General features: G+C 53.9%; 13 protein-coding genes and 1 pseudogene. 8 read left to right on the top strand and 6 right to left on the bottom strand.

Annotated features, from left to right (window positions below; all coding sequences use genetic code 11):
* Positions 1-110 precede the first annotated feature (110 nt).
* Positions 111-965 (top strand): hypothetical protein, encoded by an 855-nt coding sequence (locus tag JMJ04_RS31910; protein ID WP_201374381.1) that lies wholly within the window; start codon positions 111-113, stop codon positions 963-965.
* 66 nt (positions 966-1031) lie between these two features.
* Here the strand turns inward: JMJ04_RS31910 and JMJ04_RS31905 are convergent.
* From JMJ04_RS31905 to JMJ04_RS31895, 3 genes and pseudogenes are all read right to left on the bottom strand, one after another.
* Positions 1032-2248, bottom strand: a pseudogene (locus tag JMJ04_RS31905) (cytochrome P450).
* Between the two features lie 317 nt (positions 2249-2565).
* Entirely contained in the window at positions 2566-3351 is a 786-nt protein-coding gene (locus JMJ04_RS31900) for an alpha/beta fold hydrolase (protein ID WP_201374379.1), read from the bottom strand.
* A 39-nt stretch (positions 3352-3390) separates the two neighbouring features.
* A complete protein-coding gene (locus tag JMJ04_RS31895; RefSeq protein ID WP_201374378.1) occupies positions 3391-3945 on the bottom strand; it encodes a TetR/AcrR family transcriptional regulator in 555 nt (184 codons plus the stop codon).
* A gap of 314 nt (positions 3946-4259) precedes the next feature.
* On the opposite strand from JMJ04_RS31895, the gene JMJ04_RS31890 reads away from it, so the two are divergent.
* From JMJ04_RS31890 to JMJ04_RS31875, 4 genes are all read left to right on the top strand, one after another.
* Positions 4260-4841: a TetR/AcrR family transcriptional regulator gene (locus JMJ04_RS31890; protein WP_201374377.1), complete on the top strand. Its 582-nt coding sequence runs from the start codon at positions 4260-4262 to the stop codon at positions 4839-4841.
* Between the two features lie 157 nt (positions 4842-4998).
* Complete coding sequence (locus JMJ04_RS31885) at positions 4999-5433, top strand: VOC family protein (protein ID WP_201374376.1); 435 nt, start codon at positions 4999-5001, stop codon at positions 5431-5433.
* A gap of 557 nt (positions 5434-5990) precedes the next feature.
* Entirely contained in the window at positions 5991-7139 is a 1149-nt protein-coding gene (locus JMJ04_RS31880) for a YncE family protein (RefSeq protein ID WP_201374375.1), read from the top strand.
* 112 nt (positions 7140-7251) lie between these two features.
* A complete protein-coding gene (locus JMJ04_RS31875) occupies positions 7252-7701 on the top strand; it encodes a GNAT family N-acetyltransferase (protein WP_201374374.1) in 450 nt (149 codons plus the stop codon).
* Positions 7702-7822: 121 nt separating this feature from the next.
* Here JMJ04_RS31875 and JMJ04_RS31870 read toward each other — a convergent pair whose 3' ends face one another.
* Positions 7823-8287: a macro domain-containing protein gene (locus JMJ04_RS31870; RefSeq protein ID WP_201374373.1), complete on the bottom strand. Its 465-nt coding sequence runs from the start codon at positions 8285-8287 to the stop codon at positions 7823-7825.
* 268 nt (positions 8288-8555) lie between these two features.
* Here JMJ04_RS31870 and JMJ04_RS31865 point away from each other — a divergent pair, with 268 nt between their 5' ends.
* The 3 genes from JMJ04_RS31865 to JMJ04_RS31855 all read left to right on the top strand — a co-directional run bounded on the left by JMJ04_RS31865 (position 8556) and on the right by JMJ04_RS31855 (position 11296).
* Positions 8556-9227, top strand: a complete 672-nt coding sequence (locus tag JMJ04_RS31865; protein ID WP_201374372.1) for a hypothetical protein — start codon at positions 8556-8558, stop codon at positions 9225-9227.
* A 194-nt stretch (positions 9228-9421) separates the two neighbouring features.
* Positions 9422-10057, top strand: a complete 636-nt coding sequence (locus tag JMJ04_RS48210; RefSeq protein WP_201374371.1) for a hypothetical protein — start codon at positions 9422-9424, stop codon at positions 10055-10057.
* Between the two features lie 39 nt (positions 10058-10096).
* Positions 10097-11296: an MFS transporter gene (locus JMJ04_RS31855; protein ID WP_201374370.1), complete on the top strand. Its 1200-nt coding sequence runs from the start codon at positions 10097-10099 to the stop codon at positions 11294-11296.
* 200 nt (positions 11297-11496) lie between these two features.
* Here the strand turns inward: JMJ04_RS31855 and leuD are convergent, their stop codons facing one another.
* Together leuD and leuC are read right to left on the bottom strand one after the other, a co-directional pair.
* Positions 11497-12132, bottom strand: a complete 636-nt coding sequence (gene leuD, locus JMJ04_RS31850) for a 3-isopropylmalate dehydratase small subunit (RefSeq protein ID WP_201374369.1) — start codon at positions 12130-12132, stop codon at positions 11497-11499.
* A 15-nt stretch (positions 12133-12147) separates the two neighbouring features.
* On the bottom strand, positions 12148-13575 hold the full coding sequence (leuC, locus tag JMJ04_RS31845; protein ID WP_201374368.1) for a 3-isopropylmalate dehydratase large subunit: 1428 nt from the start codon (positions 13573-13575) through the stop codon (positions 12148-12150).
* Between the last annotated feature and the right edge of the window lie 305 nt (positions 13576-13880).

Raw genomic sequence — 13880 nt, 5'->3', positions numbered from 1 at the left:
TTATATTTCCTCCTTTTGGAGGAGGATTTTTCGCTGGGTTTTCGCTTACACTGAGCTTGAAGCACTTCAAATTTTTTTTCATTTCTTCATTATGTAAGGAGCAAGCAAAGATGGAAGCAAGGCTGGACGGTTCAGCGAAGGCGCAAGCCCAGACGACGACGACACGGATTGATTTGTTTACAGTGGCGGCGATTGGCGTCGTCGCTTATCTTCTCTCATCCATTACGCATGAGGCCCTCGGCCATGGACTGGCGGCCATTCTGCTGGGTCTACATCCCCAACATGTCTCCTCGGTTGATCTAGATGTAAGCTTTGCAGGTGTTCCAGACTGGAAGCGGCAGATCGTCGATGAGGCAGGCTGTGGCGCACAAATTGTGGTGGCGTTAATTACACTTGGCATCATGCCCTTGTTCAGGGGTAGCAAGGGAACCACACGATACTTCCTCTGGCTAATCTCGACGATCAACCTGATCATTCCTGGTGGCTACCTGATGGTCCTGACATTCGCGGGCTTTGGCGATTGGAACGACTTCGTACAGGGTCTTCCCGCACAACTGGCTTGGCGAACCGGCCTGACTATTCTAGGCATCATCATATCTCTACTGGGACTCTATCTTGGCGCGCGCAACCTGGAACCCTTCGCGGGTCGCGCCACAGAGGGTAGCGATAAACGTGGCAAGCGTCGCTTTATGCTGACTTATACGCCCTATCTGGCTGGCAGTGCCGCGCTGACCATCTCGGCAATCTTTAATCCCGTCAGCCCACTCCTCATCCTCATCTCGGGTGCGGCAGCCAGCTTTGGCGGCACGGCCTTTCTCATGCCAATCAACGGTATTATCAAGAAACCCCTCCCCAACACACCTGAAGAACCTCTAACGCCAACACGCGACTGGCTCTGGCTCTCCCTCGGCGTGGTCGCCCTGATCATCTACTTCTTTGTGCTGGGACCCGGCCTACCCAGGTAAAAATAAAGAGATATACCGCAATATGCGCGCGCGCATATTGCGGTATATCTCTTTATTGTGTAATAGTTATGCAGCCCGCCGATGGAGGGTCATCTTAAGACCGTATTTGGGGCGCAGAGTGACGGCGGGCTGGAAGGCGACACGTGCGCCGGGTGCGAGCCTGGCCTCCCAACGCTGCGCCAGGGTCGCCAGGAGTAGGATGCCCTCAGTCCAGGCGAAGGATTCGCCGATGCAGAGGCGCGGTCCCCCGCCAAAGGGGAAGTAGGCAAACTTGGGCCGCTCAGCCCTGGCCTCGGGCGTCCAGCGCTCGGGATCAAATCGCTCTGGCTCGGGATAGAAGCGTGGGTCATGCTGTACGACATACTGGCTGAGCACGACCTTGGAGCCCTTGGGGATGTGGATGCCGCGCAGGTTGACGTTCTCGATGGCGTTGCGGTCAATGGCCCAGATGGGGGGCGGATACGCATAGATTCCATCAAGATCTGCTCGGTATAAGGCAGACGAGGAAGGTCATCTATGCTTGCGGCCCGATCCGCCAGCACACTATCCACTTCTTGCTGGAGTCTGGAGAGAATCTCGGGATGCTGCGCCAGGAGGTACCAGGTCCAGGCCAGGGCGTTAGAGGTCGTCTCGTGGCCTGCCAGGAAGAGCGTCATGACCTCGTCGCGCAACTGCTGATCAGTCATGACCGAGCCATCTTCGTCCTGTGCCAGAAGCAGCATGGAGAGCAGGTCGCCCTGGTCTTTTCCCTGCTTACGATGCTCATCAATGATACGATAGACCACCGCATCAAGCTGCTCGCGTGCCTGGCGCAGGCGCGCGTTAATGGGGAGTGGCAGGCGCTCCACCAGCGCGCCCAGGGGCGACATGCTCAGTTTACGAAAGGCCTCCATCGAGGTCACCAGGGCCTGCTGGACGGTATCGGCCTCACGCGCCACGTCGGTATTAAATAGGGTCTTACCCACAATGATGAGGGTCAACTCCATCATTTCTTCCACCATGTCCACGGTCGCGCCATCTCGCCAGTTCCGCGCCTGCTCCTGCGCGGCCTCAACCATGGCCTGGGCATAGCCAGCAATGCGCTTGCGATGGAACGCGGGCTGTACCAGGCGCCGCTGCCGCTTATGTAGAGGGTCCTCGCTGGTCACTAGGCCCTGGCCAAGCATACGCGCAAGCTGCATCACGCCATCGCCCTTGTAAAACTTCTCGTGCTGCACAACCAGGAGTTCGCGGACATCGTCAGGATGATTGAGGAAAAAGACCTTCTGGCCTCCCGCTTCCATAAAAAATACATCCCCATACTTACGCGCCAGACGCAATGGAATGCCGAGAGGATCGCTATTGATGATCAGAGAGAGACCTTCGCGCCTCGTCAAGCGCGGGACAGCGCGCTCTGTAGGCGCTTTAATAACGTCTTGTGCCATGGCTATTACTCCTTTCTATCTTCAATCACATAGGCGCCCGATTTATCGCGCGCAAGGCGATTTATTGCAGCGGTACTGTATATTAGGCATTACTTCACAAAAGAATGGATTTTCATTTCATACATATTAGGTAGTGTAATTGATACAATTTGGTATTCGGGCGATAAATCGGGCGCCTATAGTAGGGAGATGTCCCCACTCTGCCCTTGATAGAAGTCTCCGATCTCCTGACCTTGGAAGAAGGCCAGCAACGCGCTATTAAAAACCTGCGGCTGGTCAAACATGCTAAAGTGATTGGAGCCTTCAAGGATCAATAGACGCGAGCCAGTAAGGTTAGCATGGAGCCGCTGACCTAGCGAGAGCGGGACCAGGTCATCCTGGTCGCCCCAGACCAGAAGCGTTGGGACCGCAACAGAGGAGATAACGGAGGCGGCGTCCAGGGCGATAATCTGCTTAGCCGCGCGCCGCACCATGGCACGCCCGGCTCGTAAATAGTCGTAGGCCATATAGGGCCAGAAAGCTGGGGTGGTCCGATAAATAGAACGCATGGCCATCGCCTCCAACTGGCTTACCATTGGTCCAAAGGGGATGCCAATAGAATCCACCAGCACCAGATGCTTGACCTTCTCCGGGCGCAGGGCCGCCAATTCCATACAGATATAGCCGCCCATGGAATGCCCAACCACGCGCACCTCCTCCAGTCCAAGCTCCCTCATCCACATATCCAGCCACGCGGCACAGCGCAATAGATCAAACTTCTTCGATAGATGCCGCATACTGCCAAAGCCTGGGAGATCCACGAGATAGACGCGATAGTGTTGCGCCAGGGTAGGCACATTGCGCAGCCACCAGCGCCACGAGCCAGAGAGGCCATGCACCAGGACTAGCGGCTCACCCTGGCCCACCACTGAGTAGTGCATCCGCTCTCCATCGAGCGTCATAACATGTCTTGCAAGCTTCAAGGTCTCATGCCTCCTTACTCTATTGGTTTATGCAAATAATCATTGAAAGATGGTAGCGAAGGCAGCGACGGACAGATCGCAGAGTTCGTCCAGGTCGATGTCGCGCTGGTTGAGCCAGGCGATGCTGGTGGCTTCAACAAAGCCCACCCAACCATTGATGGCGATGCGCTGCCTGGGTGTCAGCGGGCGTTCGCTAATAATATTCTCCATAATGCGCTGGATGTAGGACTGGCGCACACTATCGGTAATGGCTGCGACCTTAACGTCGACGCCGACGCCGCCTCTGAGCAGGGCCACATAGGCTTTGGCGTGCCGATCAACATAGCTAAAGTAGGCGTGCAGGCTGCTACGCAGGCGCTGTGCTGGCTCCAGATCAGGATCCGGCTCCGTCTCTTGCAACATCCCCTGCGCCGCGTGCTCTACAACCGCTACGTAAAAGTCATGCTTGGTAGGAAAGTAGTAGTAGAGCAACCCCTTCGAGATATCAGCGGCGGTGGCGATATCATCGATGGAGATCTCTTCATATGATCGATGTCCAAATAGGTCTAGCCCAATCTCAATCAGACGCTGACGTCGTGGAACTCTCTTTGACACCAGGCTGGTTTCCTTCATGTTCTTTTCTCGACCCTCTTCTTTTACACACATTTGTAATCTCTCTGATCGAATTTGCGTGCCTTGAGATGGAACACGAAGGAGAAATCGGGCCAGAGAGTGGAGTTCTGTTCCTGGGCATCCAGATATCAGGCAAAACTTTCTTCGTCACGAGCATAACATAAATTTGAACTAAATTCAATTCTGAATTTTATTCAAATTTAACAAAGAAAAATAATGTACTTTTAAGCCTATGGTGTGCTATGCTAAAAAAAGCGCTCATCAAGATTTCTATGCAGCCAGGGGAATAAGAAGATATGCACCAGAACGCGAAAAACACCAGGGTGGACCGCCGCGCAGAACTGCTTAAAGTCTCACGTGAGATCATGGCGGAGAAGGGCTATGAAGCGACAAAAATCTCGGAGATCGTGGCGAGGGCGGGCGTGGCTCAGGGAACCTTTTACTGGTATTTCCCATCCAAGGCCTCGATTGTTAAAATCCTCACGGTCGAGATGCAGAGCGAGGTCCAGACCGCGCTGACCAGCGCCTTCGCCGAGCCTGGACTATTGAAACAGAAGATCGAGAAAAGCATTACAGACACCTTCAACATTCTGAGTGCCTATCGCGATGTCCTTGCCCTGGCGCGCCTCGTGGAGTCCGCCTCGGAGCACGAGTTTGTCTTCTCGCCCTACCATCGCCTGATCTCGGACCTGCTACGCTACGAGCAGTCCCAGGGCACCATCAATTCAAGCATTGATCCCACAATCACGGCCACCCTCATTGTAGGCACGGTCTACTACGCTGCTGTGCAATGCTACATCTACAACGTGCCCATCCCCATTGAGCACTACATCAAGGAGACCACCCGCTTCGTCTGCCACGCCCTCGGGATTGGGTGAGGAAGAGAAGCGGTTGTGGCAGGTCATATATGCATAACCCACCCCAACCACTTCTCTTCTCCCTGGTCATATTTTTCGCCTATATTTACTTGACATTTTTTAGCAGATAAAGCCATACTTTAAAGATAATCAATACAGAAAAGAAATGAGGAGTGTCATGATTAAAGGAATAGGCCATATTGCCTTCAATATTAGTAACCTGGAGCGCTCGCTGGACTTCTATTGCCATAAGCTGGGCCTACGCGAGGCCTTCCGCCTGGACCGCGAGGGGACACCCTCGCCCTGGATCGTCTACCTCCAGATCGCCCCTGGGCACTTTATTGAACTCTTTCCGGGTGCGACCGGCGAGAACAAGTCCTCCCAGGTTGGTTACAACCATTTCTGCCTCCTTGTTGAGGATATGGCAACAACGCTCAAAGAGCTGGAGGCACGCGGCCTTCCCATCAGCGGCGAGCCTACCCGTGGTCTGGACAACAACTGGCAGTACTGGCTGACCGATCCCGATGGCAACCGCATCGAGCTCATGCAGATCGCACCCAACTCGCCCCACGCCGCCGCAGACAACAGCTGGACAACATCTGCTCGCCCTTGATCATAACCAGCAGAGACTAATACGCATCAAGTCAAATACCATATGGGCATGACGCTATTAAAGTACACGTCTACATATAACAAGCATATGTAGACGTGTACTTTAATAGCGTCATGCCTCTTGCCATCTTACAAAGGCTTATTGATATCGCTTTATTCCCCGGCTCATTATGCTGAAAGCAAGATATCTTTTCCTTATTGACACTCCGCCTGGATACATCCAGGGGATTCTTCCTTCATCCAGAGGGCAAGCCCTCTGAGGATCGCTCCTCAGAGTGTAGAGGTCCGCCTGTCCAGAAGCGTTGCAAGAACCGAAGTTCTCAGGTTTCCGTATGCCCTACGGTACCAACCACGTTTCTTGTGGTGTATGAAGCTCAACCAACCGTGAGGTGGGTATCGTGCCTCATCGTCTACAAGACGAATCTCTTTGCAATAGCTTCATTTGTAGTGATGAGTCTATCATAGGTTCTCATCAAAAGCAAGAGGGAAAGGCCATTCATCCCCTGGATACATCACAGGGGCTTTCTGGCCCTTGAATGTAAAGAGAGCTTTCAACTAATGCAAGCACAGTATTTAAAGGGCAGCAAGGTCCTTACCGTAGTTATATTCCTATCCATTCTTGGGCTACTCGCTCTACTCTGTCTCTCGCACTTCTTTATCCTCTCGAGGGCCATTAGCACGGTCCAGCCGACCCTTCCCAAAGTAGTCGCGCATAGGGCAAACAATTACAAGCAGATAAGCTCAATTGCGCTCCCCAATGCATCTTCGCTGGTCTTTGATGGAGCCTATCTCGACGAGGCCGAGTCGCGCTATTATCTCGCCGATCGCGACAATAAGAGCATCGATGTGCTCGATCTAAAAACGAATACATTTCTCTACAGTATTTCTGGTCCCTTCACAGGCGAGGAACATAATAAGAATGGTCCCAACCATGTGCTTCGCGTGGCTCCAGACCTGCTTGCGGTCTCCAATGGTGATGGCACAGTGGTTTTCCTCAGCACGCAGACGAAGCAGGTTGTGGGTATTACACCCAAATTGGGTGAGCTACGCGCGGATGCGATGGCTTTCGACGAGGCCGATCACCTTCTGGCGGTGGTCAATGGTGATGACGAGATTCCCGTGGTCTCCTTCATCGATACCAGTAAGGTGAGCCAGAATGAGTTTCCGATGACACGCCTGACCTTTCCTGAGGCCGCAACCACAGGTGATACACGCGGCCTGGATGATATCGAGTTCGCGGATGGGCGCTTCTTTCTCTCAGTCACGGGAGCTTCGACGCATCCCTATGGCGCAGTCTACGTGCTACAACATGATACGTCAACGAAGAAGACCACGCGTCGACGCGAGTATTCACTTCCCTATGTCTGTAATCCCAATGGCCTGGCGATGGGCGCTCATGCGCAGCTTGGGCTGGCTTGTAGCACAGGCAACTCTCAGATCCTGGATCTAAAGACCGGGAAGGCCGTCCTGGTTCCCAATACTGATAGCGGTGATTTCGTCGCCTACACCCATGAACATTTCTTCTTCGCCAATAGCAATGAGTTAAGCACAGACTCGGCCACGCTGGCCATTACCAAAGCGGATGGGCAGTTGATACAGCAGATCGCGCTCACAGATAAATCGCATAACGTGACCGCCAGTCCTACGACAGGCAAGATCTATGTACCTCAGCAAGGACTGGGCATCGTGATCTACGGGCAGCAGTAGTACCGGAACCTGATAGAAAGGGGGGAGAAGCTACCTGGGCGGCAAACGCCAGGGGTAGGGTGTGTTATATTAAAAACACTTCTATGCAAAAGACACCTCGAGAGGAAAGACAATGACATCTCACCATATAAGCGAACTGGAACACACCCTCGCACAACTAAACCTCCCAGAAGATATAGCGATTCGGGCCTGGCAGGAGCAGGATTTTCCAGCCATTCAACGCCTCTCAGAGGCCAAGGGATGGCCGACGCCAAGCCGACGACCAGAGGACGCGCTGGCAGGCTGGCGCAACTCCTGGCCCACGCTCGTCGCCGAAGCGGATGGCGAGGTAATCGGCTTCGTGCGTGCCTGGAGCGATAAGCATATCACAACCTATATTTTTGAACTCCTCATCGTTGAGCAGTGGCGTGGTCGCGGTGTGGGAAGCAGCCTGCTGGACGCGTGCCATGCCCTCTACCCACGCGCGCGCCTGGAGGTCTCCTCCACCGAACATTCCTCCAGTTTCTACCGCCGCTACGGCTTCCGTGACCTCGGCCTGACCCACCGCAAAAGCTATGTATAAAGCAGCGAAGCTCAACGCTGGGTGGCCATAAACGCCAGGACATGCCACTCTTTCTGCAAGGGGGAGGGGTAGTAGCCGCGTACACCAGTAGCGGGCCCGCTACTGGTGCACGCGGCTACTGTTAATACTCCCGATCTCCCTTATCAATATAAATAATGGTAGGGATGGGCAAGTGAGCAAGCGCCTGGGCCATCAGAGGACCAACCTCCTCCCAGGAGAGACCACCCTTGCCACAGCCAAGCTTAGGGAAGGCAATGCTCTCAATACCCTGCTGTTGATAATTGGCTATAAGACAATCTAGCCCCTGCTGGATGTAGATGAGGCGCGAGGGCTGGCGATAGTGATCCTTGGTGGGGAAGTTTAAGATCCAGGGCTGGCTTCCTGTGTAGAGTCGTGGCTGGCCAATCTTCAGCTCGCCACTCTCACATTGCTGCTGATAAACCCGGAACATCTTAGGGTAGCGCTGCTTGAAGGCCAGCGCCAGGCCCACCCCCATGATACCCCGGCAGTTGACGGGATTGGCAATGACCTGCTCTCTCGCCCGAAATAGATCGCCATCGACGATATACTGTATAGGTTGTGCCATTCTACCTTCTCATTCCTTCCCAAGAGATCCAACATGCTTGTCCAGAGAACAGTTAACTCATATATACATTACCTGCGTCAAGCCATCCAATAAATCATGTAAGGTCATCTGACTAAAAAATAGGGATTTCTCCTAATAGACAGGAGCGAGCGGCTCTTCTACACTATATGGTGCATTCGGCATGTTTTTTCTACGCCAATGATGCATAATACTTTCCATTCAGTTGGCAAGATAGCAAGAGTGGATCGGTGAAAGGTAGCTACATTTTATGCGCAAGCGCTTGATTATAAGCAGTCTGGGTGTGCTGGCAGCGCTCCTGCTGGCACTTATTCCCCTGTCTTCCGCCTCGGCACACGAGGTACGCCATGTGGGCAACTACACCTTTATCGTGGGCTTTCTCAACGAGCCAGCCTATGCGAATACCCAGAACGCAATCTCGCTAACCCTCTGTAATGGCAAGACTTGCCAAATCGCGGGTGGCGGCGATGATGGCCCCGTCTCCAATCCGCTTAATGATGCGGATAAGAGCTTGAAGGCCGAGGTAAGTACAGGTGGCTCCGCCCCCCTGGCCCTTACCCTGACACCGGTCGATGGCGCGCCCGGCAAGTATACCGCCGATTTCATTCCGACCAAGACCGGCGATTACACCTTCCATTTCACCGGGACCCTCAATGGGCAGAAGATCGACGAGAAGTTCACCAGTGGCCCCAATACTTTCAGCGAAGTGGAGCATATCGCTTCCTATCCCGCCAGCCAGGGCACAACATCCCAGCAAGGCAATAACGATCTACAAGCTCAGATTCAGGACGCGAAGAATACTGGCGTCCTCGTTGGCTCACTGGGCGCTCTGATAGGACTCATTGGTTTGGGAACAGCGGTCGTCGCGCTGCGCCGCCGTCCCGCCGCTAGCACCGGATCAGACGAAAGCCTGCGCGGGTAAAACTGTCGCTTATTGGCCGTTGGCCCGACGCTGCTGAAGCACGCGTCGGGCTGTGCTCTTTTTGAAACCTCTTAGTATATGGCCGATCTAGGCGTGCTTTTGTCGCATTCACGTGCGTTACTCTATTTAGCTGGCATCTCTTACTACCAAACAATACAAAATCCTGAATCAGCTAATTTCGGAGTATGATCACTATGAAAAAAGCTTTGCCTTTGCATCTTCTATTCGGCCTCGCTCTCTCCCTGCTTATCCTGCTGCTGGTCGCCTGTGAAGAGAATAATAATATCTCAGCCACGGCCACACCAAGGCCCACACCGGTACCCACAAGTGCTACAATCAGCCCAACCCCTACACCAACCACTAACAGCACGCCCACGCCGACCCCAACGCCTCAGGGTAAGGCGCTGGCCGATGGCGGCACGCAGAATTATCACAACAGCTATTTCGCCTTCAATTATCCCGCCAACTGGAACAAAACACAGGAGAGCGACGCCACTGTGCTGCTCACGGCCCCCAACAACCAGGAAACGACGATTGACGCGGAGAAGCTTGCGGGAATGCCCATTAGCGACTCATTGAAAAATAGTCTGCAAGAGGATACACTGGTTAAACAGGCGGCCAGCCCTGGCGCCATCAAGCAGCAGACGTTCAATAACATATCCTGGTGGACGACGCGCGTTCAGGTCTCCAGGGATGGCAAGGCGCTCTACTACGATATCGCCTATGGGCAGGACCAGGCCAGCCTCTATAAACTTGTGGTATGCGAGGGTTCAGGCGGGTATGATGGCCTCTTCGATACGGTGCTCGACTCCTTCCAGCCCAACGCATAGCCAGGGTATTTCTTATTACAATCAAAAGAAAGCTTTAGCATGCAAAACGCTGTATCCGTACCCTCCTCTCGGCGCTTCTCGATCTGGTTATCTTTCTTTGGTTTTATGCTTGTGGGCATCAGTAGCGGGGTAAGCGGCCCCATTCTGCCCAGCCTGAGCGCGTACTATCACGTGGGAGACGCCACAATTGGCTTGCTCTTGCTCGTCTCGCCCTTCGCCTATTTCCTCTCGTCCTTAAGTAGTGGTCTGCTCATTGAGAAGTTTGGGCTACGCTGGCTCTTGCTCATGGGGACAGCCATCTTTATCCTCGGTTTCGCGGGCTTTGGTTTGCGCCTGCCATTTCTCTGGCTCTTCGCGGCTCGCCTCTGCATTGGCCTGGGCGCGGGCATCATCGAAACAGGCTTTAATATCTATATCAGTACACAACCCAGGCAGGAGACGCTCCTGAACAACCTGCACGCCTTTTTCGGCGTGGGATCACTGCTTGGTCCCCTGCTCGTCAGCGCGCTCCTGACGCTTCTCTGGGACTGGAATATCGCGTACCTCTTCCTCGTCGTACTCTGCCTGCCCCTGGCACTCGGCCTGGGTCCACTCTTTAGCGTGCCTGCGAACATCCAGGATACTCAGAGAGACGAGCCAGCCAGGAAAGAGGGCATTTTTGGCGCGACGCTCAAACTCCCTGTGGTCTGGATTGCGACGCTCTTCCTGCTCGTCTATGTCGGTGTGGAAACCTGCGCGGGCAGCTGGGGCTACACATTCCTGCTCAATGAGCGCGCTCAGAGTCCGCTCATCGCGGGCTGGATCGTGAGTGGCTACTGGCTGGGTTTGACGCTGGGACGCTTCTTCTTACAGCGCCAGGCCGAACGCATGGGGATTAGCTCAACTGTTCTTGTCTATATCTGTCTGATCTGTATTGTGCTCAGCTCGCTCCTGGCCTGGCTCGTGCCCTCTGGCATTAGCGCGGCTCTGGCCTTCTGCCTTATGGGGCTGGGTGTGGCACCGCTCTACCCTCTCACGGTTGCCATCATGCCCAAGTTGGTTCCCGCCCACCTGGCGGCAAGCGCAATCAGCCTCCTGATTAGCGTCAGCATTATCGGCCTGGGCGTCTTCCCCTGGCTAGCTGGCCTGCTGGCCCAGGCCGTGGGCATCTGGACCCTCATGCCCTTTATCATCCTCCTGACTCTGGCGATGATTATCCTCTGGCGCATTTTGGCGAGACATATAGCTTCGCCCGCATAACAAGCCCGCTACTGGCGTACGCGGCTACTGACCTAGAGTAGCCGCGTACGCCAGTAGCGGGCTTGTTATGCGGGCCAATATCACCTCATCAGCTACTGATGGCGATGGTTTGACCGGATGCTATCTCGATAACTTCAATGCGCTGCTATGAGCTGGAACGTTGCGTGTCCCAACCAGGTAATAGTGTTTTTATGCATGAGCTATCTCCCTGTGCTTGCGATAGTGGTCTCGTACCAGGGCGTGCTCTCTTTGCGACTCGCCTCAAAGGCCGCGATGTCTTCCTGAAAACGTAATGTACGCGCAACAGCGTCCAACCCTTGCATGAGCACGTCTTTTCTAAAGGGATTGATGTCGAAGGAGTATACCTGCTCATCTGGTGTGACAACACGCTGTGAAGCCAGATCAATAGTCAGGGTATAGCCCGGCGTAGCCTCAACCGCGTCAAAAAGCGACTGAATCACGTTCTCTGGCAGACATACGGGCAAAATACCAACATTAAAGCAGTTGTTATAGAAGATATCAGCAAAACCAACAGCAATGATCGCCCGAAAACCATACTCATATAAGGCCCAGGGCGCGTGCTCACGCGACGAGCCACAACCAAAGTTGGTGCGCGACAGAATAACGCTTGCCTCTCGGTAACGCGGCATATTTAACACAAAGGTAGGATCAGGCTCCCTGGTCTTGCCCAAATAGCGCCAGTTGGTAAAGAGCCCCTCGGCATAACCTGTCCGGGTAACCATTTTCAGATAGCTCGCCGGAATGATGGCATCAGTATCTACATTCTCCCGATCCAGGGGCATCACAATACCTTGATGCTGTGTAAAAGCTTCCATACAGATACTCCTTTTCTACTCCCAGGTACGAATATCAACGAAGTGGCCAGCGATAGCAGCAGCGGCAGCCATTGCTGGACTGACGAGATGCGTGCGGCCTCCCATTCCCTGCCGCCCCTCGAAGTTGCGGTTCGAGGTGCTGGCACAGCGCTCGCCCTCGGCAAGGCGATCACCGTTCATACCCACACACATGCTGCATCCCGGCTCACGCCAATCGAAGCCGGCCTCTACAAAAATATAATCCAGACCCTCCGCTTCCGCCTGCTGTTTGATCAATCCGCTGCCTGGCACCACTATGGCTTTGACGCCTGCCGCGACATGCTTGCCTCTTACGAAAGAGGCAGCCAGGCGTAAATCCTCAATACGGCTATTGGTACAACTGCCGATGAAGACACGATCCAGGCGAATTTCACTCATCGGCGTTCCGGGTTCCAGTCCCATATAGGCTAGAGCGCGGCGTGCGGCAGGCTCGTCAGCGAAGTTTTCAGGCGCGGGAACCTGGCCCGTGACAGGGGCTACCATCATGGGCGAGGTTCCCCATGTCACCTGGGGCGAGATCGCGTCCGCTTGCAGAATCACAACGCGATCAAAATGCGCTCCCTCATCTGTCGCCAGTACTTCCCAGGATGCCACAGCCCGGTCCCATGCCTCACCCTGGGGAGCAAAGGGACGCCCGCTCAGATAGGCGAAGGTCGTCTCATCTGGCGCGATCATCCCGGCCCTGGCTCCAGCCTCAATCGCCATATTGCACAGCGTCATGCGTCCCTCCATGGAGAGCGAGCGAATAACCGAACCAGTAAACTCGATGCAATGCCCGGTACCACCATTAGTGCCAATTGAGCCAATGATGAAAAGTGCCAGGTCCTTCGCTGAGCAGCCCGACGGCAGGCTTCCCTCGACACGAATCTCCATCGTCTTTGGCTTGACCTGCCAGAGGCACTGGCTCGCCAGTATATGTTCAACCTCACTCGTTCCAATACCAAAGGCAAGCAGGCCGAAGGCTCCCAGCGTCGCGGTATGGCTATCACCACATACAATGGTCATCCCTGGTAGCGTAACCCCCTGTTCCGGTGCAGCCACGTGAACAATGCCGTTGCGCGGATCATCGACCGAGAAGAACTGCACACCAGCAGCGCGCGCGTTACGATCCATCATCTCGACCTGCACTGCTGCCTGCTTATCCAGAATGGGGACCTGGCTACGACGACCATAGGCGCGAACAGGAGTCGTGGGAATACTATGGTCAATCATGCCAAAGGTCAGATCGGGTCGGCGCACACTACGCCCCGCCGCTTTCAAAGCCGCGAACGGCTGTGGTGATGTAACCTCGTGGATAAGATGGCGATCAATATACAGAAGCGATCCCTGACCCTCAATTTCGCGTACCACATGAGATTGCCAGATCTTATCAAACATCGTTTGTGTTCTCGTTGCTTGTGGCATAGAAACTGTCCCTTTCACAGCATGATGACAAGACATACGTGTTACTAAAATTCTGTAACACAGGCAAGTCAGCCTTTACAAGCAGTATAACCATCAGCAGGTGATATGTCTAATACTTATTTTGTAGAAACTTGATAACTTAAAGGCATCACCTATCCAGCTTTTTTCCTCCGGTAGTGATGCTTTTTTGTTATCAAAGTTTAAATAAATAAGTATTAGACATATCACCTGGCGCAAGCTATACTCATGAACAAATGAAACATATGCAAGTTTTGCTTATTCAGCTCTTTATACCTGGCAAGCTA

Origin of the sequence: Ktedonobacter robiniae, assembly GCF_016587375.1 — a bacterium.
Classification (GTDB): Bacteria; Chloroflexota; Ktedonobacteria; order Ktedonobacterales; family Ktedonobacteraceae; genus Ktedonobacter; species Ktedonobacter robiniae.
Note: the sequence above shows the minus strand (reverse complement) of the source record. Positions and strands in the feature narration are given on the sequence as shown.

Coding starts and splice junctions, on each gene's coding strand:
- leuC (WP_201374368.1), bottom strand. CDS start 13,575: ATGCCACAAGCAACGAGAACACAAACGATGTTTGATAAGATCTGGCAA.
- JMJ04_RS31910 (WP_201374381.1), top strand. CDS start 111: ATGGAAGCAAGGCTGGACGGTTCAGCGAAGGCGCAAGCCCAGACGACG.
- JMJ04_RS31855 (WP_201374370.1), top strand. CDS start 10,097: ATGCAAAACGCTGTATCCGTACCCTCCTCTCGGCGCTTCTCGATCTGG.
- JMJ04_RS31885 (WP_201374376.1), top strand. CDS start 4,999: ATGATTAAAGGAATAGGCCATATTGCCTTCAATATTAGTAACCTGGAG.
- leuD (WP_201374369.1), bottom strand. CDS start 12,132: ATGGAAGCTTTTACACAGCATCAAGGTATTGTGATGCCCCTGGATCGG.
- JMJ04_RS31875 (WP_201374374.1), top strand. CDS start 7,252: ATGACATCTCACCATATAAGCGAACTGGAACACACCCTCGCACAACTA.
- JMJ04_RS31865 (WP_201374372.1), top strand. CDS start 8,556: ATGCGCAAGCGCTTGATTATAAGCAGTCTGGGTGTGCTGGCAGCGCTC.
- JMJ04_RS31880 (WP_201374375.1), top strand. CDS start 5,991: ATGCAAGCACAGTATTTAAAGGGCAGCAAGGTCCTTACCGTAGTTATA.
- JMJ04_RS48210 (WP_201374371.1), top strand. CDS start 9,422: ATGAAAAAAGCTTTGCCTTTGCATCTTCTATTCGGCCTCGCTCTCTCC.
- JMJ04_RS31890 (WP_201374377.1), top strand. CDS start 4,260: ATGCACCAGAACGCGAAAAACACCAGGGTGGACCGCCGCGCAGAACTG.
- JMJ04_RS31870 (WP_201374373.1), bottom strand. CDS start 8,287: ATGGCACAACCTATACAGTATATCGTCGATGGCGATCTATTTCGGGCG.